Origin of the sequence: Pseudomonas sp. RGB (assembly GCF_007713445.1) — a bacterium.
In the GTDB taxonomy this organism is placed as follows: domain Bacteria; phylum Pseudomonadota; class Gammaproteobacteria; order Pseudomonadales; family Pseudomonadaceae; genus Aquipseudomonas.
In genome coordinates, this window is the sequence record NZ_VMSH01000002.1 from 478,420 (window position 1) to 499,183 (window position 20,764).

Consider the following 20,764-nt stretch of genomic DNA (forward strand, 5'->3'; position numbering starts at 1 on the left):
GTTTAGAAGTGTACGGGGACAGTTGCGAGAATAGTCGAGCTCGGGCGGCAGTGATAGAAAAAACTGTGCGGGTGTTGAACATGAAAAACCCGATCAGCGATCGGGTTTGCTTGGGTGGGAGCTGGCTTGCCTGCGATGGCATCACCTCGGTTAGCCAGATCCACCGAGGTGCCCGCATCGCAGGCAAGCCAGCTCCCACAGAGGACCGCGCAGGGCGTTAGCGGGCTGCGCCCAGTTGGCCCTTTTCATCGGAGAACACAATTTCCACCCGACGGTTCTGCGCGCGACCGCGCTCGGAGGCGTTGGCTTCGACCGGGTACTGGTCGCCATAGCCTTCGACCTGGATACGTTTTTCATCGATTCCCAGGTCCATCAGCACGTCGGCCACCGATTGCGCACGGTCGCGCGACAGCTTCAGGTTTTCCTGCTCGCCACCGGTGTTGTCGGTGTAACCCTCGATGCGCACCACGCGCTTGGGGTTAAGTTGCAGGAACTGCACGATCTTCAGCACCGTCCGATTGGCCGAGTTTTCCAGCTGCGCATCACCGGTGTCGAACAGCACATCGCCGAGGGTCATCACCAGGCCGCGATCGGTCTGGGTGGTGGTCAGGCTGGCGATTTGCTCTTCGAGCCACTTGCCCTGTTGCTGCACGCTGGCGAGTTTGTTTTCGCGCAGGGCCAGTTGCAGGCGTTGGCGTTCCAACTCGAGCTTGGTGCCGCGCTCGGCGTTAAGGCCCTGTTCGGTGTGTTCGCGGGCGATCGCACTGTACCGCTGGCTCAGGTAAGCGTAATGCACCACGTCGGCACCGCTGCCCCAGTAGCTGGACAAACGATCGGCGCGCGCCAGGGATTCACCGGCGCGAATGACGTCCTTGGGTGCAAAACGCAGCACATTGGCGTCTTCCTTGACCTTCTGGAAATCAGTGCCGGCCTGTTGCAAGGCCTGCTCGCTGCTCGGTTGGCTGGCGCAACCGCCCAGGGCGGCGCTGCCCAGCAGCACGACACAGCTCAACCCACGGATCATCGGGCTCATTGGGCTTCTCCCAACTGCAATTGCTTGCGCAGGCGGGTGATGCGGGTGTTGAGCACGCTCAGTTGCTCCTGGCTCTTTTGGGTCAGAACCTTGGCTTCTGCAAGGCGCGCGTCCAACTCGGCCTGTTCGGCCCGCATGCGCGCATGCTTGTAGGACTCATCGGCCATGTCGGCCTTGGCCCTGGCGAACTTGTCTTCGGCCAGTTTCAGCTCAGGCGAATCGTCGGCGCTGGCCCCCACGGCGCTGGCTTGTTCCAGGGCTTGCTGGGTGAGGCGTATTTGCTCATTCGGCGCAGGATCGGCTGCACATCCCGCCAAAGCGACAACGGCGAGGGCCGCGAAAAGAGGTCGAATAGTCACTGTAAATCCTTACTTTGCTGGGGTGCCGACGGGTTGCTGCAATTGCGCTTTCCAGCGCTCGAGGTTGCGCTGCATTGCTGTTTGCACCACACCGGACGCGGGCAATTCTGTCATCTTTTTGGCCAGCTGTCCGCGCAGCCACGGATCATTGCAGGCCGAGTTGTGGGAAATCGCCAGGTACAAGCCGGGTTGATCGACAGGCACTTCCCGCGCGATCAAGTCGTTGCTCATGCCCAGCGTCTGGGCCATGGCCATACCCGAATAACGCCCGGCGAGCACGTAGTCCACTTCCCCCAGCAGCAGTTTCTGAAAGGCCGGCGTCAAGGTGGGGAAGCGTTGCAGGTTGAGCTGTTGGCTGGCGAAGGTGTCGAAATCGGCACTCAAGCGTGCGCGTTCCGAGACTGCGCCCTTTTGGCCGTGCAAGTCGGCCGCCGTGGCGTAGACCAGCGCCGAATCCTTGCGGGTCCAGACCAGGTAGTCGATCTGCATCAAGGCCGGGTGGATGTAGTCGAGGGTTTCCAACTCGCCCAGGTTCAGCGGCGCATCGGCGAGGATGTCCATGCGCCCGCTGCGCACTTCATCCAGGGCCAGGGCGCGTTTGCCGCCATAGAGCAGGTCGATTTTAAGCCCCAGCTCCTTGGCCACTTGTTGCAGCACATCGGCGGTGGCGCCGATCAGGTGCGTCGGGTCTTGTGGGTCACGCCATAACAAGGGCGGCGCGTCCGGGCTGCCGGTGATCACCAGGCGCTCACATTTGCCAGCGGCCAGCGCCAGGCTCGGCAGTAGTGCCAATCCAAGTGTCAGTGCCAGCCCTACGGGACGCAGATCCATGGCGGTTCTCCAGATTAAAAAGGGGCGCGCAAAAAAAAGCCCGGTCCAAAGACCGGGCTCTTTATAAGTGAAGCGGCTGGATTAGACCAGCTTCTCCAGCTCAGGTACGGCTTCGAACAAGTCCGCCACCAGGCCGTAATCAGCCACCTGGAAGATCGGCGCTTCTTCGTCCTTGTTGATCGCAACGATCACTTTGGAGTCTTTCATACCGGCCAAGTGCTGGATCGCGCCGGAGATACCGACGGCAATGTACAGCTGTGGCGCAACGATTTTGCCGGTCTGGCCGACCTGCATGTCGTTGGGTACAAAACCTGCGTCGACGGCCGCGCGGGAAGCGCCCACCGCAGCGCCCAGCTTGTCGGCCAGGGCGTACAGGTGCTTGAAGTTGTCACCGTTCTGCATGCCACGCCCGCCGGAAACGACGATCTTGGCAGCGGTCAGCTCAGGACGATCCGACTTGGCCAGCTCTTCGCCAACAAAGCTGGACGTACCCGCGTCGTGGGCGGCGGAGACGGCTTCAACGGCCGCCGAACCACCTTCAGCAGCAACCGGGTCGAAACCGGTGGCACGCACGGTGATGACTTTTACCGACGCGTTGGACTGCACGGTGGCGATGGCGTTACCGGCGTAGATCGGGCGCTTGAAGGTATCAGCGCTTTCAACCGAGATGATCTCGGAGATCTGGTCAACGTCCAGCTGCGCGGCAACGCGTGGCAGGATGTTTTTGCCGTTGGAAGTAGCGGCAGCCAGGATGTGGCTGTAGCCAGCGCCCAGCTCTGCGACCAGAGGAGCAACGTTTTCCGGCAGTTGGTGAGCGTAGGCGGCGTTGTCGGCCAGCAGTACTTTGCTCACGCCAGCGATTTTCGCCGCGGCGTCAGCCACGGCGCCAGCGCCCTGACCTGCTACCAGCACGTGAATGTCGCCACCGATTTTCGCAGCGGCAGCCACGGTGTTCAGGGTGGCCGGGGCCAGCACCTTGTTGTCGTGTTCTGCGATTACCAAGATAGTCATGATTAGATTACCTTCGCTTCGTTTTTCAGTTTCTCGACCAGTTCAGCCACCGACTTGACCTTGATGCCCGCGCTGCGTGCAGCCGGTGCTTCTACCTTGACGGTCTTGTTGGTGGAGGCGGTGGAAACGCCCAAAGCTTCTGGAGTCAGCGACTCAAGCGGCTTCTTCTTGGCTTTCATGATGTTTGGCAGGGACGCATAGCGCGGCTCGTTCAAACGCAGGTCGGTGGTGACGATGGCCGGCAGTTTCAGCGAAACGGTCTGCGCGCCGCCGTCGATTTCACGGGTAACCGCTACGCTGTCGCCGCTCACTTCGACTTTGGAGGCGAAGGTGCCCTGGCCGTAACCGGTCAGTGCAGCCAGCATCTGGCCCGTCTGGTTGTTGTCGCTGTCGATGGCTTGTTTGCCGAGGATCACCAGCTGAGGCTGTTCCTTGTCGACAACGGCTTTGAGCAACTTGGCAACGGCCAGGGAGGTCAGCTCTTCAGCCGATTCAACCAGGATGGCGCGGTCGGCGCCCAGTGCCAGGGCGGTACGCAGCTGCTCTTGGGCAGTGGTAGGACCGATGGAAACCACGACGATTTCAGTCGCCACGCCTTTCTCTTTCAGGCGTACGGCTTCTTCCACAGCGATTTCGCAGAAAGGGTTCATCGACATCTTGACGTTAGCGAGGTCGACGCCGGAATTGTCCGCCTTGACGCGAACTTTCACGTTGTAATCGACAACGCGTTTGACAGCTACAAGAACCTTCATGGATTCCTCGTTACTCTCCGGTGAAAAGAAAGTCGCCTAGGCGAACCTGGCGGTTGATGCTCATCGGCACACAAGGGCACCTCCAAAAACGTCGGCGGATGACCTTACTCACGGGAAATGATGACCGTTCGTCAGTGGTGACTGAGAGGTCATTCTTTATCGCGGCGTGTAAACTGCGCGCCATCAATGAAACGCGCGTCACCTGTTTTGCCTTGGCCCTGCTTTTGGACGTGCTCTTGAAACCTGCGGTATGCCTACGGTATGCGCAAAACCGACCGTATATTGACCGGAACGCCTATTCTGGTCAATACGCCAAAATAGCCAGTCATAAGCCGCGTTGCTTTGATTTACCTAGCTTCCAAGCAATTCAAACAAACGTTTGTATTGGACGCTGCCAGTGGTGTAGATATAATGCGCCACCTAGAGAGAAAGGTGGGTCATCGCTTGCTCCGAATGCACTGATGACGGATGCGACACCGAACCTCCACCCATTAAAAAAAAAGCCTGTTGAGCCTTGAGTAGGAGATAGCCTGTGGAACGCGAATACATGGAATTCGACGTGGTCATCGTCGGCGCTGGCCCGGCAGGCCTGTCTGCCGCCTGCCGACTGAAGCAGAAGGCCGCCGAAGCCGGTAAAGAAATCAGCGTCTGCGTGGTCGAGAAAGGCTCCGAAGTCGGCGCGCATATCCTTTCCGGTGCGGTGTTTGAACCCCGCGCCCTGAACGAACTGTTCCCGGACTGGAAAGCACTTGGCGCCCCGCTCAACACTCCCGTGGTGCGCGATGACATCTATGTACTGCGCAGCCCGGAAGCCGCCACCAAGGTTCCCGACTTCTTTGTGCCCAAGACCATGCACAACGAAGGCAACTACATCATCTCCCTGGGCAACCTGTGCCGCTGGCTGGCCCAGCAGGCTGAGAACCTGGGCGTGGAAGTCTACCCAGGCTTCGCCGCTCAAGAAGCACTGTTCGACGAAAACGGCGTGGTCCGCGGGATCATCACCGGCGACCTCGGCGTCGACCGTGAAGGCCATCCAAAGGAAGGCGTCTATACCCCGGGCATGGAGCTGCGTGGCAAGTACACGCTGTTCGCCGAGGGCTGCCGTGGCCACATCGGCAAGCAACTGATCCAGCGCTTCAACCTGGACAGCGACGCCGACGCCCAGCACTACGGCATCGGCCTCAAAGAAATCTGGGAAATCGACCCCGCCAAGCACCAACCTGGCCTGGTGGTACACACCGCCGGTTGGCCGCTGGACATCATGAGCAACGAGAACACGGGCGGTTCTTTCCTCTATCACCTGGAAAACAACCAGGTGGTCGTGGGTCTGATCGTCGACCTGTCCTACAGCAACACCTTCCTGTCGCCGTTCGATGAGTTCCAGCGCCTCAAGCATCACCCGGTGCTGGCCCAGTACCTGGAAGGCGGCAAGCGCGTCAGCTACGGCGCGCGTGCCTTGGCCAAAGGCGGCATCAACTCGTTGCCGAAGATGGTCTTCAAAGGCGGCGCCCTGATCGGCTGCGACCTGGGCACCATGAACGTGGCCAAGATCAAAGGCAGCCACACCGCGATGAAGTCCGGCATGCTCGCCGCCGACGCGGTGGCCGAACGCCTGTTCGCCGAGTCTGAAGGCGGCGACGAACTGACCAACTACGTCGACAGCTTCAAAGCCAGCTGGCTCTACGAAGAGCTGTTCGCCAGCCGCAACTTCGGCCCGGCGATGCACAAGTTCGGCCCGATCCTCGGCGCCGGCTTCAACTGGTTCGACCAGAACTTCCTCGGCGGCAAAATGCCGTTCACCCTGCACGACACCAAGCCGGACCACGCCTGCCTGAAGCTCGCCAAGGACAGCAAGAAGATCGATTACCCAAAACCCGACGGCAAGCTGAGCTTCGACAAGCTGAGCTCGGTGTTCATCTCCGGTACCAACCACGAAGAAGAACAGCCATGCCACTTGAAGCTCAAAGACCCGAGCATCCCGATCGGCACCAACCTGCCGCTCTACGATGAACCGGCGCAGCGCTACTGCCCGGCCGGCGTGTATGAAGTGATCACCAAGGAAGACGGCGAGAAGCGCTTCCAGATCAACGCCCAGAACTGCGTGCACTGCAAGACCTGTGACATCAAGGATCCTTCGCAGAACATTACGTGGGTGACGCCGGAAGGCGCCGGCGGGCCGACTTACCCGAATATGTAAGTCATTGGCTTGAACAAAAAGGCTCCCAAATGGGAGCCTTTTTTATGCGCAACATATATCAACTGTGGGAGCTGGCTTGCCTGCGATAGCGGAGTCTCAGTCAACCAATCTTTAGCTGACCCATCGCCATCGCAGGCAAGCCAGCTCCCACATTGAGCGAGGTGTGATCAGGCAACCCGCTCTTCACCGGGGTTACGCAGGAAATAGCGCTTATATTCGCGACTGAACTGCGACGTACTCTGATACCCCACACTGTGCGCCGCCTGCGCCACGCTCAGGCCGTCCACCAGCAGCAACTGCTGCGCCTTGAGCAACCGCAGCCGCTTCAAATACTGCACCGGCGACAACAACGTACAGCGCTTGAAATGCTCGTGGAACGTCGACGCGCTCATGTGCGCATAACCGGCCAGCGTCTCGATATTCAGCGGCTCGGCGTAATGGGCATGCAGGTGATTCAACGACGTGGCGATGCGCGAAAATTGCCCCTGCTGCTCCACCAACGCCCGCAACACATCCGCCTGCGGCCCGCGCAACGCGGTGAACAACAATTCGCGCACCCGCGCCGGGCCCATGATCCGGCTTTCCAGCGGATCGTGCAGGCACTGCAACAGCCGCTCCACGCACCCACGCATCGCATCATCGAGCACCACCGAACTCATCGATTCCAGCGTCTGCGCTGCCGGCGGCGGCCCGGCCTGAATGCCCATGGCCATGACCAACTCGCCCAGCACCACCCGATCAATACCCACCGTCACGCCATACAACGGCGCGTTCGGCAGGGCAAAGGTCTCGCATTCAAACGGCACCGGCATCGCCTGGATCAAATAATGCCCGGCGCCATACTCCAGCGTACGCGGGCCCAGGTAGGCGACTTTGCTGCCCTGGGCGACGATCATCAGGCTCGGCTCGTAGATCTGCGGGCCGCGCGCCACGTCGCAGCTGGCGCGCAAGACCTGCACGCCGGGAAGGTTCGTCGGCGAAAATCCGTCGCAGGGCGTAAGCCCTTTTATCAAGGCCACCAACGTGGCGTTGGCGTCGAGATGGCGGGTCAACAACATGGCAAAAAACTTCGCGAAAAAGGGATGAGAGCATCATCGCAGGTCTGAGGGCACATGAATCCAAACAAGGGGCACTCCCGGACGAATAGGCATGAGACTCGGAGCAATCGCCATGGCCGCATCGGGGCGCGGCGCGGAGAATGCGCCGCCTCCCTAGTTATTCCTGTTGCGAGGTTTCCTCATGTATACCGCCATCGGTTATGCCGCCCAGTCGGCGACCACTCCCCTCGCCCCCATGTCCTTCGAACGCCGCAGCCCGCGCGCCGATGACGTGGCCATCGAGATTCTCTACTGCGGCGTGTGCCACTCCGACATCCACCAGGCGCGCAACGAGTGGGGCATTGCCGTGTACCCGCTGATGCCGGGCCACGAGATCGTCGGCAAAGTCACCGCCGTCGGCGCCAGCGTCACCGCGCACAAAATCGGCGACCTGGTCGGCGTAGGCTGCATGGTTGACTCGTGCCGCCACTGCGACGCCTGCCACGCGGACCTGGAGCAATACTGCCTCGAAGGCCCGACCATGACCTACGCCACCCCGGACCGGGTCGATGGCAGCAACACCATGGGCGGCTACTCCGACAGCATCGTGGTCAGCGAGCACTTCGTGGTGAAAATCCCGGCCAAGCTCGACCTGGCCAGCGCCGCACCGATCCTGTGTGCCGGCATCACCACCTACTCGCCGCTCAAGCACTACGGTGTGAAAGCGGGCGACAAAGTCGGCGTGCTGGGCATGGGTGGCCTGGGCCACATGGGCATCAAGTTCGCCAAGGCGATGGGCGCAGAAGTCACGCTGTTCACCCGCTCCGCGAGCAAGGCTGAAGAAGGCCGTCGCCAAGGCGCCGATCACGTGATCGTGTCCACCGACGCCGAGCAAATGAAAGCCGCCGCCGGCAGCTTCGACTTCCTGCTCGACACCATTCCGGTGCAGCACGACCTGAACCCCTACCTCGACGTGCTGCGCTTTGACGGCGTGCACATTCTAGTCGGCCTGATCGAACCGGTCGATCCGCCGGTCAACGCCGCCAAGCTGGTGTTGGGCCGTAAAGTGCTGGCCGGTTCGTTGATCGGCGGTATTGCCGAAACCCAGGAAGTCCTGGATTTCTGCGCCGAGCACAACATCACCTGCGACATCGAAATGCTCGACATCCGCCAGATCAATGAGGCTTACACCCGCATGATCGCCGGTGATGTGAAGTACCGCTTTGTCATCGACATGGCGACCTTGAAGGCCTGATCAGGCCTTCGCGCCCAACTCCGCTGACAGCCGCGTTGCGACCTGTTTGATCACAGGGATCAGCTCGGCCATTTTTTCCAGCGGCATGTAGGGCACGGTACTGGCGATGCTGATGCCGGCGACGATTCGCCGGCTGGCATCGCGCACCGGTGCCGCCACACAACGGATCGACGGTTCGTTGTCTTCCAGATCGAACGCATACCCCCCCGCCACGTATTCGCGCATGCGCTGCTCGAACTGCGCCCAGGATTGCTCCGGGTGCTGCGGCCACTGCTGGCTCTTGCCACCGGCCGGAAGGCTGGCTTCATACAGGCGCTGCCACTCCTGCACCGAGTCGTCCAGCAACATCGCCTTGCCCACACCCGTGCGCGCCAGTGGCATGCGATGGCCCACCCGCGAGCGCATTTCCGGACCGTTACGGCCGGGATTCTTGTGCAGGTAAAGCACGTCGTCGTATTCGCGAATCGCCAGGTGGATGGTGTCGCCTGTCAGCGCCGACAACTCATCCAGATACGGCACCGCGAGGCTCACCAACGGCAATTCTTCACGGGCCTGGAAGCCCAACTCGATCAGCTTGGGCCCCAACAGGTAACCGACTTGCGGCACCACGCGCAGGTAACGCTCCTCCACCAGGCAACTGGCCAGGCGGTGGGTGGTGCTGCGGGTGGTGCCGATGCGCCGGGCGATCTCTTTCAGATCCCGCGCACCGGCCGCCACTGCCTGCACCACGCCCAGGCCACGCAACAGAGTCTGGGTGCCGGTGGGCGCGGCGTCTTTGACGGGGATGTGGGCGTTTTCCTGCATATCGGGCCTATTGGGAAGTACGAAAACGGCGCCATTATGGCAAAAGCAGCCCTCCTGAACAGAGGAGATCCACTGTGGGAGCTGGCTTGCCTGCGATGAGGCGTGTCAGGCAGTCAATGTGCAGGCTGACACACCGCTATCGCAGGCAAGCCAGCTCCCACATTTGGATCTCCACAGGGCAAGGCTTCAGCGTTGTTTCATACGGTCGATAATCACCGCCAGCAACAGGATCGAACCGCGGATCACATACTGGTAAAAGGTGTCGATGTTCTTCAGGTTCATCGCATTCTCGATGATCGCCAAAATCAGCACCCCGGCAATCACATGCCGGATCATGCCGATGCCGCCGCTCAGCGACACGCCGCCCAGTACACAGGCGGAAATCACCGTCAGCTCAAAGCCCTGCCCGATCATCGGCTGGCCGGAGGTCATGCGCGAGGCCAGAATCACCCCCGCCAACGCGCCGATCAAACCGTGCACGGCAAAGATGATGATCTTGGTGCGATCGACATTCACCCCGGCCAGCAACGCCGCTTCCTGGTTACCGCCAATGGCCATGGTGTTGCGCCCGTAGGTGGTGTAGTTGAGCAGCCAGCCGAAGAACACAAAGCACAGCACGGTGATGATGATCGGCACCGGCACGCCCATCAATTGGCCGTTGCCGAATACGAAAAAGCGCTCGTCCATCACGCCGACGGCCTTGCCGTTGGAGAAGATATAGGCCAGGCCGCGCACGATCTGCATGGTCGCCAAGGTGGCGATCAACGCATTGATGCGCAGCTTGGCGATCACAATGCCGTTGATCAGCCCCACCACCAGGCCCATGGCCAACGCCGCCGACACGCCGAGCACCACGCTGTCGGTGTCACGAATCACAATCCCCGCCACGACGCCGGCGCAGGCAATCACCGAACCCACCGACAAGTCGAAGTGCCCCGACGCCAGGCAGAACAACATCGTGCACGCAGCGATACCCACCGTGGAAATCGCCAGGCCCAGCCCGCGCATGTTCAGCGGCGAGAGGAAGTTGTCGATAAACAACGCGCTGAGCACAAAAATGCTCAGCGCGGCGAGCAGCATCACCCAATCATCAAGAAACTTGCGCTGGTTAAAACCCGGCCAGAAGCTCTTTGCAGTTTTTATTTGCGACATCATTCACCTCGAATTCTTCAAGCCCGCGTACGCGGAAGTGCCAGTTGCAATAGCTGTGCTTCGTCCGCCTGATCGCGGTTCAACTCGCCGGTCAGCACGCCTTCACTCATCACCAGGATGCGGTCGGAGATGCCCATGACTTCCATCAAGTCGCTGGACACCACGATCACCGCGATGCCACTGGCAGCCAGGTTGTGGATGATCTGGTAGATCTCCGACTTGGCGCCGATGTCGATGCCGCGCGTCGGCTCATCGAGCAGCAACACCTTCATCGGCATCGACAGCCAGCGGCCGAGAATGGCCTTCTGCTGGTTACCGCCGGACAGGTACATGATTTTCTGTTCGGCGTTCGGCGTTTTGACTTTCATCGCCTTGATTTGATGGTCGGCGTTGCCCTTCTCCCAGCCGTCACGCAAGAGCCAGCCAAACGTGGAATGGGCGCCGCGTGCGCTGATGTTGATGTTCTCGGCGACGCTGGACAGCGGGATGATGCCTTCCTTTTTACGGTCTTCCGGGCACAGCAGCACGCCCGCATCGATGGCATCACGCGGCGAGCGCAGGTGCAGGTTTTCACCAAAGAGCTGCAGCTGCCCGGCGGTGGAACGCGTCAATCCGCTCAGCAGCCGAAACAACTCGGTACGCCCCGCGCCAACCAACCCGAACAGGCCGAGAATCTCGCCTTTGTGCACCTCAAGGCTGACCGCTTCGCGCAAGCCCGGGCCCAGCAAGCCCTCGACCTTGAGCGCCACCTCGCCGCGCTCACGCGGGCGGTAGTCGTAGATGTCCTGAATATCCCGGCCGACCATGCACGTCACCAATTGGTCGTGGGTCAGCGTGGCCATGTCGTCAAAGGTGCGCACGAAGCGGCCGTCCTTGAACACCGTCACCGCATCGCAGATACGAAACACCTCTTCCATACGGTGCGACACGTAGAGCACCACTTTGCCCTCGTCACGCAGGCGCGTGATGATCGCCATCAAACGGTCGATCTCCCGCGCCGACAGACTGCTGGTGGGTTCGTCGAAGGCAATCACATGGGCGCCACGGGACAATGCCTTGGCGATTTCCACCAGCTGACGCTGGCCCAGCGACAACCGCCCAAGTTTTTCCTGCGGGTCGATCTCATCGGCCAGGCCTTTGAGACACGCCAGCGCCTGCTTGCGCAGCAGCCCGCCATTGACCACGCCGAAACGCGACGGCAAATGCCCGAGGAACAGGTTCTCGGCCACGGTCATTTCCGGCACCAGGTGCAGCTCCTGGTGGATCACCGCGACGCCGCTGGCAATGCTGTCGGCGGCAGACTTGAAGTCCATGGTCTGCTCGCCGATCTGCACCGTGCCGCTGCTCGGAATGTAGGCGCCGCCGAGGATTTTCAGCAGGGTCGATTTGCCCGCGCCGTTCTCGCCCATCAGCGCGTGCACCGAGTGCGGTCGCGCTTCAAAGCTGATCTGCGCCAAGGCTTTGACCCCGGGAAAATCCTTGCCGATGCCGTTGAACCGCAAGGCCGCGCCGGTCATTTCCACAGACCGATTTTGCTCAACTCTTCCTTGAAGTTGGCGCGGGTGATCAGGGTCACGTTGTCCAGGGCGGTGAACTTGGCCGGCTCAGTGCCTTTGGTCACCCACTCGAACATCGCCGTGGCGGTTTTGTAGCCGGAAGCGTCCGGGCTCAGCAGCATCGAGCCGTAAAAGCCGGTGTCTGATTTCTTGAGTTCTTCGATGGCATCGGTGCCATTGATACCCACGCCAATCACATTGGCCGCCTTGAACCCGGCGCTTTCGGTGGCGCGCACGCCGCCGAGCACGGTGCTGTCGTTCATGCCGCCGATGATCAGGTTTTTCGCGGTGCCCGGCAGTTTCACCAGTGCCGAGTTGGTCGAATCCATACTGCCCGGTACGTCGAGGGTTTTCTGTGCGCTGAACAGGATGTGGTCGGCGGGCAAACCGGCGGCCTTGAGGCCTTCTACCGAACCGTCGGTGCGCTTCTTGCCGGTTTCCAGCTCGTCAAAGGTGTTGATGACGGCGTAGGTTTCCTTCCAGTCCCAGTTGCGGTGCTTGGCTTCGGTGGCCATGGCTTCACCTTGTTTCTGGCCGATCTTGTAAGCGTCCAGGCCGACGTAAGGGACGTCTTCCATGGGCTTGCCTTTGGCGTCGACGAAACGGTCATCCACCGCCAGCACTTTCAAACCGTTGAGCTTGGCCTTGGCCATGATCGCCGGGCCCAGTGACACGTCCGGCGGGCAGATCACAAAGCCTTTGGCACCGTTGGCGGCGAGGGTGTCGATGGCCGACAGGGTTTTCTCGCCATCGGGCACGGCGATCTTGATCACGGTGAAGCCCTGGTCCTTGCCGGCCTTTTCGGCGAAGGCCCATTCGGTCTGGAACCAGGGCTCTTCTGCCTGCTTGACCAAAAAGCCGATCTTTACCTCTTCGGCAGACACGAAGCCGCTGAAGGCTGCGGCGAGCGCCAGGGCACCGAGTGTTTTCTTGAACATGAACCACCTCTTCTTGTTATCGAAAAATTTTAGTCGTGGTACATCACAGAACGCCCGCCATCGATCATCAGGCAGGTTGCGTTGATAAAGGGCGCCTCGTCAGTCGCCAGGAACAGCGCCGTCATCGCCACCTCGACCGGCTGGCCGATGCGCTTGGGGGGGTGCAAATCGAAGGCACGCTGGCGCTCGGCATGCGGGTCGGGAAAACCGTTCCAGTAATCGACGTTGAGCTGGGTTTCGATATAGCCCGGCGCGATGGCATTCACACGGATGCCCTTGGGCGCGTATTCGATGCCAAGCGCGCGCGTCAGGCCGAGCAGGCCGTGCTTGGCGACCGGGTAGGGAAAGCAGCCGGGGATGATGTGGCTGGAATGGGTGGAGGCGATGTTGATGATGTTGCCGATGCCCTGCTCGATCATGTGCGGCAGCACCGTACGGCAGCCGTACCAGGCGCCGTCGAGGTCGATGGCGAAGCAGCGGCGCCAGTCTTCGTCGGTCATTTCCAGTGGGTCGCGGAACACGTTGACGCCGGCGCAGTTTACCAACACATCCACACGGCCAAAGCGCTCGATGGCCAGGTTAACCAGCGACTGCCATTGCTCTTTGGACGTGATGTCGACGGCCTGCGCGACAATGTCGGCACCGCGTTCGCGCCAGTGGGCGGCGACGTTCTGGACTTTTTCAGCCTGGATATCCGCGATCACCAGACGGGCCTGCTGGGCCTGGAAGCAAGCGACAATCGCCTCGCCAATGCCTTGAGCGGCGCCGGTGATGATCACCACTTTGTTTTTCAGCCGCTCGCCGTAGGTGGGTTCCGGCACGGCGGGTAATGACAACGGTTGGGGCTGCATCGCTTCACCTGTTTTATTTTTGGTAGTGAGTGCTGATGCAGGCGACTATAAACCCATCTTTTGAAATATCTCAATATATAAATTTGCATCCCATATAGTGAAACAAAAGCTGAGAAGTGCGGGTGTGGGGTTGCTTGGGAATGCGGTGGGTCAGAGGTGAAGGGTTGGCCGGACGAGCGCCATCGCGGGCAAGCCCGGCTCCCACAATTGGGCTGAGGTGGATGCGGAATTTTGCTCTGTCGCTCATTAGTGTGGGAGCTGGCTTGCCTGCGATAGCGGCGGGTCAGGCGGCCTGGTTGGTGCAGATACACCGCCTTCGCGGGCAAGCCCGCTCCCACATTTGGGCTGCGGCGGGTGCGGAGATTTTGGTCTGTCGCAAAGTAAGTGTGGGAGCTGGCTTGCCTGCGATGGCGGTGGGTCAGGCGGCTTGGTTGGTACAGATACACCGCCTTCGCGGGCAAGCCCGCTCCCACATTTGAGCTGCGGCGGGTGCGGAGATTTTGGTCTGTCGCCAATAAAGGTTGGAGCTGGCTTGCCTGCGATGGCGGTGGGTCAGGCGGCTTGGTTGGTACAGATACACCGCCTTCGCCTCAGGCGGCTTGGTTGGTACAGATACACCGCCTTCGCGGGCAAGCCCGCTCCCACCTTTGATCTTCTGGGGTTACAGAGGGTTGGCTTCAGCCCTGGGCGAAATCGCGCAGTGCGTCGCCTTCCATGCGGTAACGCACCCATTCTTCCTGCGGTTGTGCGCCGATGGACTTGTAGAAGGCGATCGCCGGCTCGTTCCAGTCCAGCACGCTCCATTCGAAACGTCCGCAGCCGTTGTCGCAGGCGATCTTCGCCAGGTGGCGCAGTAATTTCTTGCCCGCCCCGCCGCCGCGCTGTTCGGGGTTGATGTAGAGGTCTTCGAGGTACAGGCAATTGCTGCCCAACCATGTGGAATAGCTGAAAAAGAACACCGCAAAGCCAATCGGCAGGCCGTCCCGCGAGCAGATCAGGCCGTGGGCGGTGGCGCCCTCGCTGAACAGACTGCGCTCGATATCCGCCACACTGGCGATCACTTCATGCCGGGCCTTTTCGTATTCGGCAAGCTCGGTGATGAAGGTCAGGATCTGCGCAGCATCGCTGGGCACGGCAGGGCGAATCTCGATGGTCATGGGCGGGCCTTGGGCAATTTGAAAGCCCACATACTAAGGCGCTTTCATGACTGATTGCAGCGCATTTTCGTGCAGTCAGGGCGCCTTACTCCAGCGGATGCTAAAGCAAGCACCACCAAGCACAGAACAATCGGTCGCAGCGTGCGTGGTAAAAGTTGGCCACAACTCCAACTATTCCAAGGCTTACCCCATGCACGCCACTGCATCCGCAAAAAAGCAAGGCGCGACGCTCTTCGCCCTGTTCTGCCTGGCCAGCTTCCTGTTGTCGCTGTCGTACGGCTCGACGTTTCTGCTGTCACTGCTGATCCATTCACGCGGTGGCAACGAGCATGATGCGGGCAGTGTGATCTCCACGGCGATGCTCAGTACCTTTGTGGCCGTGGTGTTTTCCGGGCACCTGGCCGATGCGGTCGGGGCCGCGCGGGCTATTGCGGGAATGGGCGTATTGCTGGTTGTGGCCTGCCTGGGTTTCGCCCTGACGCCGGGGTTCGGCCAAGGCTTGATGGTGTTCGGACTGGCCCTTGGTTTGGGCTGGGGCGTGTTCTACACCTTGGGCCCGATCATCGTGAGCCTGCTGGTGGAGCCCCAGCAGCGAGCCAAATACTTTGCCCTGCTGTCGGGCAGCATGTTGAGCGGGATCGGCTCCGGCCCGTTGCTCGGCCGAGCCGCCAGTGCGCTGGACCTGCCGCTGACGACGGCCTTCTATATTGCCGGGCTGGCCAGCTTTGCCGGGGTGCTGATGTTCTGGCGCATGGGCGCCCGCCTCAAACAGCACGCGAATGTGCCGGCCTCGAGGATTTCCTGGGCCGCCAGCCGTCGCGTGCTGTCATCCAAGGCCGGGTTCGCAATCCTCATGGTCGGCCTGGGAGGGTGTGTGTTTGGCGGGCTTTCGTCATTTCAAACCAGCTATGCGGCCGCGCATGGCCTGGACTACTCGCTGTTCTTCGCCGGGTTCCTGAGCGCTGCGATCACCAGCCGTCTGTTGATCGCAGGCCACGTGGTCAAACGTGATGCCTACCGGGCGGCGTGTGTGTTGTCGGGGATCATGCTCGGGTCGATCGTGCTGTTTGCGGTGGGCGTGAGCGGCAATTTCAGCTACTTGCTGGCCGCCGCCACGCTGGGAGTGGGTTACGGCCTGACGTATTCGGTGATCAACGGGCTGGTGGCCAACGAAGCACCGCCCGGCACCACGTCCCAGGCATTGCTGCTGTTCAGCCTGGCGTACTTTGTCGGCGTGTTCGGGTTTCCCTGGCTGGCGGGCAGGATCATCGTCGATTACGGCCTGCCGACATTGATGGCAATTGTCGTGGGCGTGGCGTCGTTGAATTGGCTGATCACGGTGGCGCGGCTGGTGTGGCGCAAAGCCTCTGCACACAAAATCTTACAGGTGAGCTAAGACCGTTCGTCGCCATCAAGGCACGAACCGCCAGCGGGGGCTGACCAATAAAGGGTAAGGACATTAATCATATGGAGACACCCCCATGAAGAATTCCAAGTTTGCCGCCCTCGCCCTCACCGGCCTGCTGTCTGCCGCATCGCTGAACGCCTTTGCCGCCACTTCCTCGACTGGCAAGACCGACCCGGTCGGCAGCCCACCAAGCCCCGCCACCCAGGAATCCCAGGATTCGATGGGCACCGGCCTGGACACCAATGGCGGCGCGATCATCGACAACGGCGCTGGCGCTGACCCTCGCACCAAGGGTAACGACACCCAACGCCAGGCACCGGCTGCAGTCGGCAACGGCAAAATGGGCCCCGGCATCAGCAATGAGCCGAAGGTCAATAAAGGCGACGACTCGAACATCCCAGGCGCCCCAAAACAACCTGCGCCTTGAAGCATCCATAACGACACCGACACCCGATCATTCCCAGTGAAGAGGTACGCATGAACGTCGATAGAAACCTTGAAAGAGAAGTCCTCACCCGCCTGCTGCACGCCCACCCTAACGGTCTGGGCAAGGAGGTGCTGGATAACTACCGCGGCGGGAAGGAGGTTGCCAGTGTCTTGGCGTTCCTGCAGGACCGTGGATTTATCAAGGATGGGCATGTGACCACCGACGACGCCGGTGAATACTCGTTGAACCTGCCGATCAAGCTGACCGCGTCAGGCGTTGACGAGGCGCGCAAGCTGGAAGGCGAAAGCACCCAGTAATCCGTTTTGTCTGGTCTGGCCCTGACAACAGGGCCAGTTGGAGTATCGCAATGCCTCTTGGAAGCAAAGCTAAATACACCGCCGCACAGAAGCGCAAAGCTGCCCGTATCGAACACAGTTACGAGCACAAAGGCGTGCCCAAGGAAGAAGCCGAAGCCCGCGCCTGGGCCACCGTCAACAAGCAGTCCGGCGGCGGCGACAAAGCCGGCGGTTCGGGCCAGCGCAAAGCGCCGCAGAAAAAAGCCGAGGCACGCAGTGATTCGGCCAAGCGAGCTGCCGCCAGCCGCGAGGGTCACCCTCGCACCGGTCGCACTTCGCTGGCGACGCAGACCAAGGAAAGCTTGCTGAAAGAAGCGCGGGCGAAGGATATTCCGGGCAGGTCGAGCATGCGCAAGGATGAGCTGATCGAAGCGCTGCGCAAGGCTAGCTGACGCCGGCCTTGCCGACACAACAAACACAATGTGGGAGCCAGCTCCCACATTGTGTTTTGCGTTGCACATCCAGAGTCAGCGGTGAGCCGATACCAGCAGCATCATGGGGCGCTCTTGTTCTTCGGCCAATGCTGGCCGAGCAATGAGGTCCGCTTCGCTTGGCCCCCACTCCTGCACGTGACTGAGCGTGAACCCCGCCTGAATCATCAGAGTGAGCAACGTGCCCAGCGTACGGTGCTGCTTGATCACGCCTTCGGCCAACCAATGGGTCACCCGCGGCCCTTCCAATTGATAGCCATCCACCGGCCAGCTTTTGCGGCCTTGATCATCGACCAGCCAGCCCGGATTGCGCGGTGCCATGAAGATTGGATGCTCGATGGAAAACACCAGTCCCCCGCCAGGCACCAGGGCGTGGTGAATACGCTCGAACAGCCCCTTCAGATCGACGATGTAATGAAAGGCCAGCGAGCTGTAGGCCAGATCGAACGAGGCAGCAGGCAGGTCGAGCTGTTCCAGGTCGGCGATGGCATAGGTGATGGTCGCCTCAGAGGTCATCTGTTTGGCCCGCGCCAGCATCTTCTTCGACACGTCCAAGCCCAGCACATGAGCCGCGCCCTGCTCCTGCGCCCAGCGGCTGAACCAGCCATAGCCACAGCCCAGGTCCACCACTTTCAAGCCAGCCATCGGCGGCAACATTGCCTGTAAGGCAGGCCACTCCGGCGCGCCAGCCAGGCCTTCGACCGAGCGGCCCATTTTGCTGTAGCCCTCGAAGAAGGCTGGCGTGTCGTAGATGTTCTGGGTCATGGCGTCGCTCCGTGCTGAGTGGCGCCTATTCTGCCAACAACGCATCCACTTCGGCAGCCCCAGGTGAGGTTGCCGGCCCCCAGCGCGTGACCGCCAGCGCTGCGGCCGCATTGGCGCGGCGTGCCGCATCAGCCGGTTTCAAGCCCTTGGCCAACCCCGCAAGAAACACACCGGCATGCGCATCGCCGGCGCCGTTACTGTCCACGGCGGTCACCTTGAAGCCGGGCACATGCCTGGCCTCGCCTTGAAGGCTGACCCAGCACCCGTTCGGCCCGTCGCGCACCACCAGCAACGCATCGGCAGGCAAGTGCCGTTCAAGTTCGAGCAATGCCTCGGCCAGGGTATCGGCGCCGGTAAACGCCAGGGCTTCCGGGCCGTTGCTGGTCCAAATGTCGATGCGCGGCAGCAAGGCCACCATCAGCGCCGAGTCCGGCGCCTTGACCAGCGGCCCCGGGTCGAACACCACCGTGATGTCACGCGCCAACGCCAGCAGCCAATCAAGCAATGCCTGGGCCTTGCCTTCGAGCAACAGGCTGTAGCCGCTGACGTACACGTAATCGTCCGCGCGCGGCACGACGTTCGCCAGGTCCTCGGCGCTCAAATCCCCTTCAGCGCCGATATGCGAAATGAAGGTACGTTCGGTGGTGGCTTCGGTCAGCGACACGCATAAGCCGGTGTCCTTGTCGTCGCTGGTCGCCTGGGCCATCTCTACGCCCTCGGCTTGCATGGCCGCGCGCGCCAGGTCGCCGAAACGGCCGTTGCCATGGCGGCCGAGGTAAACCACCGGCAGACCATTGCGTCGGGCGGCGGCCATCACGTTGAAACCGCCGCCGGCTTCGAAGCTGGCAGACCGCGCCAGCACGTCGCCGCCGGCTGCAGGCAAGGTGTCGAGGGCCATGACCAGGTCGACGATGACCTGGCCGGTGTGCAGCAATCTAGACATTGGGGCTCTCTACTAAAGCCGGACGACGGTCAGCTGCGCCGCCCAGTACTGCGTAAATTCCGCCGGCCACCAGGAAGGTGACGATCCAGCCCAGCCCGTTGTGACCCAGCCATGAGTCGGACAGCGGCCCGGCGAACCAGATGTTTTCGGCCGTGGTGCCGATGGTGGTGAAGCTGAAGCCCAGCACGATGGCCACGGCCCAGGCGCCGAACGCACGCCATTCCACGCCGCCGCGATACCAATAGGCACTGCTTGGGCTCACGTCCAGCAAGTCTTTGGGGCTGTAGTAGTGGCGATGAAGCAAGTCGACCACGAAGATCCCGACCCACGCCGTAATCGGCACCGCCAGCAGTGAGATGAACGTGATGAACGGGCCGTAGAAACTGTCGGCAATCAGCATGAAGTAGATCGAACCGGCGAAGATCGCGACGATGTCGACGATCACCGCGTGCACGCGCTTGACCTTCAAGCCAAGGGTCAAGGTGGTCAGGCCCGCCGAGTACACCGACAGGTTGTTGGACAGCAGCAGGCCGCCAAACGCGGTGATCAGGTACGGCACGGCCATCCAGGTGGGCAGCATGTCGCGGATCGCGATGATCGGGTCAGTGGCCGAGGCCAAATCGTTGTTGCCCACCGACAGCAAGCCGCCGAGGGTGATCAGCAACACCAGCGGAATCCCCGCACCAAACGCGGCGGAGGCCACCAGGCGCACGGCCTTGACGCTGCGGTGCTGGTAGCGCGACATGTCGGCGCCGGCATTGGCCCAGCCGATACCGGTGCCGGCAGCCATGGTGCCGACGCCGATGATCATCGCGCTCAGCGGCGCCGGCGTGGCGTTGAACACCGCGCTCCAGTCGATGGTGGCGCAGAGGAAGCCGCCCACCAGGATGTTCAAGGCGCCAAATACGTAGGTCGCCCACTTCTGGATCACCAGCAAGGTCGCGTGGCCCAGACCGGAGACGGACAGGGTCAGCAGCACGAAGATGGCGATGAAGATCAGTGTCAGCACGGGCGCGCTTTTCGCTTCCACCGGCGAGTGGAACAGGATCGAACACAACGACAGCAACACGAATGCTGCCGTGGTGGTGTTGACGGTTTCCCAGCCCAGTCGCGACATCAGCGACACAAGGGTCGGGCCGATATTGCCGCGCACGCCGAAGATCGCGCGGGACAGCGTCAGGCTCGGTGCACGCCCGCGGCGGCCGGCAATCGAGATGATGCCCACCACGGCGAACGAGCCGGCGGCGCCGAGGATTGCGACGATGATCGCCTGCCAGATCGCCAGGCCACGGAACGCCACGAGGGTTGCGCCCAGCGGCAAACCGAGAATGCTGATGTTGGCCGCGAACCACACCCAGAACAGTTGCAGCGGATGACCGTTGCACTCGCCTTCAGGGACCGGTTCGATACCGCGTGTTTCCAATTGCCCGGCACTTTGGCCGGAAGAAGTGCTGCTCATGAGGGGTGCTCCTGGTGCCTGTATTGTTGTGGTTGTGGCAGA

At 61.4% G+C, this 20,764-nt stretch carries 21 protein-coding genes; 6 read left to right on the plus strand and 15 right to left on the minus strand.

Annotated features, from left to right (window positions below; translation table 11 throughout):
• Nucleotides 1-217 precede the first annotated feature (217 nt).
• The 5 genes from FPT15_RS05895 to FPT15_RS05915 form a co-directional block, all read right to left on the minus strand.
• Complete coding sequence (locus FPT15_RS05895; protein ID WP_145159233.1) at nucleotides 218-1,033, minus strand: OmpA family protein; 816 nt, start codon at nucleotides 1,031-1,033, stop codon at nucleotides 218-220.
• The gene (locus tag FPT15_RS05900; protein WP_145159235.1) at nucleotides 1,030-1,392 is read right to left on the minus strand and encodes a DUF4398 domain-containing protein; all 363 of its coding nucleotides are present in this window, start codon (nucleotides 1,390-1,392) and stop codon (nucleotides 1,030-1,032) included. The genes FPT15_RS05895 and FPT15_RS05900 overlap by 4 nt, the downstream gene beginning before the upstream one ends.
• A gap of 9 nt (nucleotides 1,393-1,401) precedes the next feature.
• A complete protein-coding gene (locus FPT15_RS05905) occupies nucleotides 1,402-2,223 on the minus strand; it encodes an ABC transporter substrate-binding protein (protein ID WP_145159237.1) in 822 nt (273 codons plus the stop codon).
• Between the two features lie 81 nt (nucleotides 2,224-2,304).
• Nucleotides 2,305-3,234: an electron transfer flavoprotein subunit alpha/FixB family protein gene (locus FPT15_RS05910; RefSeq protein ID WP_145159239.1), complete on the minus strand. Its 930-nt coding sequence runs from the start codon at nucleotides 3,232-3,234 to the stop codon at nucleotides 2,305-2,307.
• Nucleotides 3,235-3,236: 2 nt separating this feature from the next.
• On the minus strand, nucleotides 3,237-3,986 hold the full coding sequence (locus tag FPT15_RS05915) for an electron transfer flavoprotein subunit beta/FixA family protein (protein WP_057009251.1): 750 nt from the start codon (nucleotides 3,984-3,986) through the stop codon (nucleotides 3,237-3,239).
• A 532-nt stretch (nucleotides 3,987-4,518) separates the two neighbouring features.
• Between FPT15_RS05915 and FPT15_RS05920 the strand changes: the two genes are divergently transcribed.
• Nucleotides 4,519-6,183 carry an electron transfer flavoprotein-ubiquinone oxidoreductase gene (locus FPT15_RS05920; protein ID WP_145159241.1) on the plus strand — a complete coding sequence of 555 codons (1,665 nt, stop codon included), beginning with the start codon at nucleotides 4,519-4,521 and terminating at the stop codon, nucleotides 6,181-6,183.
• A gap of 167 nt (nucleotides 6,184-6,350) precedes the next feature.
• On the opposite strand, the gene FPT15_RS05925 is transcribed toward FPT15_RS05920, so the two are convergent.
• On the minus strand, nucleotides 6,351-7,241 hold the full coding sequence (locus FPT15_RS05925; RefSeq protein ID WP_145159243.1) for an AraC family transcriptional regulator: 891 nt from the start codon (nucleotides 7,239-7,241) through the stop codon (nucleotides 6,351-6,353).
• Nucleotides 7,242-7,422: 181 nt separating this feature from the next.
• Between FPT15_RS05925 and FPT15_RS05930 the strand changes: the two genes are divergently transcribed.
• Nucleotides 7,423-8,475, plus strand: a complete 1,053-nt coding sequence (locus tag FPT15_RS05930; RefSeq protein WP_145159245.1) for an NAD(P)-dependent alcohol dehydrogenase — start codon at nucleotides 7,423-7,425, stop codon at nucleotides 8,473-8,475.
• On the opposite strand, the gene FPT15_RS05935 is transcribed toward FPT15_RS05930, so the two are convergent.
• From FPT15_RS05935 to FPT15_RS05960, 6 genes are all read right to left on the minus strand, one after another.
• Nucleotides 8,476-9,279, minus strand: a complete 804-nt coding sequence (locus FPT15_RS05935) for an IclR family transcriptional regulator (RefSeq protein WP_145159247.1) — start codon at nucleotides 9,277-9,279, stop codon at nucleotides 8,476-8,478.
• Nucleotides 9,280-9,465: 186 nt separating this feature from the next.
• The gene (gene araH, locus FPT15_RS05940; protein ID WP_106576704.1) at nucleotides 9,466-10,431 is read right to left on the minus strand and encodes an L-arabinose ABC transporter permease AraH; all 966 of its coding nucleotides are present in this window, start codon (nucleotides 10,429-10,431) and stop codon (nucleotides 9,466-9,468) included.
• Between the two features lie 17 nt (nucleotides 10,432-10,448).
• Nucleotides 10,449-11,948, minus strand: a complete 1,500-nt coding sequence (gene araG / locus FPT15_RS05945; protein ID WP_145159249.1) for an L-arabinose ABC transporter ATP-binding protein AraG — start codon at nucleotides 11,946-11,948, stop codon at nucleotides 10,449-10,451.
• Entirely contained in the window at nucleotides 11,945-12,925 is a 981-nt protein-coding gene (locus FPT15_RS05950) for a substrate-binding domain-containing protein (protein WP_106576180.1), read from the minus strand. The genes araG and FPT15_RS05950 overlap by 4 nt, the downstream gene beginning before the upstream one ends.
• 29 nt (nucleotides 12,926-12,954) lie before the next feature.
• Nucleotides 12,955-13,776 (minus strand): SDR family oxidoreductase, encoded by an 822-nt coding sequence (locus FPT15_RS05955; protein ID WP_145159251.1) that lies wholly within the window; start codon nucleotides 13,774-13,776, stop codon nucleotides 12,955-12,957.
• A gap of 677 nt (nucleotides 13,777-14,453) precedes the next feature.
• The gene (locus FPT15_RS05960) at nucleotides 14,454-14,933 is read right to left on the minus strand and encodes a GNAT family N-acetyltransferase (RefSeq protein WP_119742815.1); all 480 of its coding nucleotides are present in this window, start codon (nucleotides 14,931-14,933) and stop codon (nucleotides 14,454-14,456) included.
• A 190-nt stretch (nucleotides 14,934-15,123) separates the two neighbouring features.
• On the opposite strand from FPT15_RS05960, the gene FPT15_RS05965 reads away from it, so the two are divergent.
• The 4 genes from FPT15_RS05965 to FPT15_RS05980 all read left to right on the plus strand — a co-directional run bounded on the left by FPT15_RS05965 (nucleotide 15,124) and on the right by FPT15_RS05980 (nucleotide 17,516).
• Nucleotides 15,124-16,329 carry an MFS transporter gene (locus FPT15_RS05965; RefSeq protein WP_145159253.1) on the plus strand — a complete coding sequence of 402 codons (1,206 nt, stop codon included), beginning with the start codon at nucleotides 15,124-15,126 and terminating at the stop codon, nucleotides 16,327-16,329.
• 85 nt (nucleotides 16,330-16,414) lie between these two features.
• Nucleotides 16,415-16,768 carry a hypothetical protein gene (locus FPT15_RS05970; RefSeq protein WP_145159255.1) on the plus strand — a complete coding sequence of 118 codons (354 nt, stop codon included), beginning with the start codon at nucleotides 16,415-16,417 and terminating at the stop codon, nucleotides 16,766-16,768.
• Nucleotides 16,769-16,818: 50 nt separating this feature from the next.
• Entirely contained in the window at nucleotides 16,819-17,085 is a 267-nt protein-coding gene (locus FPT15_RS05975; protein WP_145159257.1) for a hypothetical protein, read from the plus strand.
• 50 nt (nucleotides 17,086-17,135) lie between these two features.
• The gene (locus tag FPT15_RS05980) at nucleotides 17,136-17,516 is read left to right on the plus strand and encodes a Rho termination factor N-terminal domain-containing protein (RefSeq protein WP_145159259.1); all 381 of its coding nucleotides are present in this window, start codon (nucleotides 17,136-17,138) and stop codon (nucleotides 17,514-17,516) included.
• 75 nt (nucleotides 17,517-17,591) lie between these two features.
• On the opposite strand, the gene FPT15_RS05985 is transcribed toward FPT15_RS05980, so the two are convergent.
• From FPT15_RS05985 to FPT15_RS05995, 3 genes are read right to left on the minus strand one after another with little or no spacing between them, the layout of a single operon-like run.
• Nucleotides 17,592-18,320 carry a bifunctional 2-polyprenyl-6-hydroxyphenol methylase/3-demethylubiquinol 3-O-methyltransferase UbiG gene (locus tag FPT15_RS05985; protein WP_145159261.1) on the minus strand — a complete coding sequence of 243 codons (729 nt, stop codon included), beginning with the start codon at nucleotides 18,318-18,320 and terminating at the stop codon, nucleotides 17,592-17,594.
• A gap of 25 nt (nucleotides 18,321-18,345) precedes the next feature.
• A complete protein-coding gene (locus FPT15_RS05990) occupies nucleotides 18,346-19,263 on the minus strand; it encodes a PfkB family carbohydrate kinase (protein WP_145159263.1) in 918 nt (305 codons plus the stop codon).
• Nucleotides 19,256-20,722, minus strand: a complete 1,467-nt coding sequence (locus tag FPT15_RS05995; RefSeq protein ID WP_145159265.1) for a cytosine permease — start codon at nucleotides 20,720-20,722, stop codon at nucleotides 19,256-19,258. Before FPT15_RS05995 ends, FPT15_RS05990 begins: the two co-directional genes overlap by 8 nt.
• Nucleotides 20,723-20,764 lie beyond the last annotated feature (42 nt).

Excerpts from the sequence above, each read along its gene's own strand:
- FPT15_RS05970 (WP_145159255.1), top strand. The coding sequence starts at position 16,415 with ATGAAGAATTCCAAGTTTGCCGCCCTCGCCCTCACCGGCCTGCTGTCT.
- FPT15_RS05955 (WP_145159251.1), bottom strand. The coding sequence starts at position 13,776 with ATGCAGCCCCAACCGTTGTCATTACCCGCCGTGCCGGAACCCACCTAC.
- FPT15_RS05965 (WP_145159253.1), top strand. The coding sequence starts at position 15,124 with ATGCACGCCACTGCATCCGCAAAAAAGCAAGGCGCGACGCTCTTCGCC.
- FPT15_RS05925 (WP_145159243.1), bottom strand. The coding sequence starts at position 7,241 with ATGTTGTTGACCCGCCATCTCGACGCCAACGCCACGTTGGTGGCCTTG.
- FPT15_RS05910 (WP_145159239.1), bottom strand. The coding sequence starts at position 3,234 with ATGACTATCTTGGTAATCGCAGAACACGACAACAAGGTGCTGGCCCCG.
- araH (WP_106576704.1), bottom strand. The coding sequence starts at position 10,431 with ATGTCGCAAATAAAAACTGCAAAGAGCTTCTGGCCGGGTTTTAACCAG.
- FPT15_RS05975 (WP_145159257.1), top strand. The coding sequence starts at position 16,819 with ATGAACGTCGATAGAAACCTTGAAAGAGAAGTCCTCACCCGCCTGCTG.
- FPT15_RS05995 (WP_145159265.1), bottom strand. The coding sequence starts at position 20,722 with ATGAGCAGCACTTCTTCCGGCCAAAGTGCCGGGCAATTGGAAACACGC.
- araG (WP_145159249.1), bottom strand. The coding sequence starts at position 11,948 with ATGACCGGCGCGGCCTTGCGGTTCAACGGCATCGGCAAGGATTTTCCC.
- FPT15_RS05985 (WP_145159261.1), bottom strand. The coding sequence starts at position 18,320 with ATGACCCAGAACATCTACGACACGCCAGCCTTCTTCGAGGGCTACAGC.
- FPT15_RS05950 (WP_106576180.1), bottom strand. The coding sequence starts at position 12,925 with ATGTTCAAGAAAACACTCGGTGCCCTGGCGCTCGCCGCAGCCTTCAGC.
- FPT15_RS05905 (WP_145159237.1), bottom strand. The coding sequence starts at position 2,223 with ATGGATCTGCGTCCCGTAGGGCTGGCACTGACACTTGGATTGGCACTA.
- FPT15_RS05990 (WP_145159263.1), bottom strand. The coding sequence starts at position 19,263 with ATGTCTAGATTGCTGCACACCGGCCAGGTCATCGTCGACCTGGTCATG.
- FPT15_RS05895 (WP_145159233.1), bottom strand. The coding sequence starts at position 1,033 with ATGAGCCCGATGATCCGTGGGTTGAGCTGTGTCGTGCTGCTGGGCAGC.
- FPT15_RS05935 (WP_145159247.1), bottom strand. The coding sequence starts at position 9,279 with ATGCAGGAAAACGCCCACATCCCCGTCAAAGACGCCGCGCCCACCGGC.
- FPT15_RS05980 (WP_145159259.1), top strand. The coding sequence starts at position 17,136 with ATGCCTCTTGGAAGCAAAGCTAAATACACCGCCGCACAGAAGCGCAAA.
- FPT15_RS05915 (WP_057009251.1), bottom strand. The coding sequence starts at position 3,986 with ATGAAGGTTCTTGTAGCTGTCAAACGCGTTGTCGATTACAACGTGAAA.
- FPT15_RS05930 (WP_145159245.1), top strand. The coding sequence starts at position 7,423 with ATGTATACCGCCATCGGTTATGCCGCCCAGTCGGCGACCACTCCCCTC.
- FPT15_RS05960 (WP_119742815.1), bottom strand. The coding sequence starts at position 14,933 with ATGACCATCGAGATTCGCCCTGCCGTGCCCAGCGATGCTGCGCAGATC.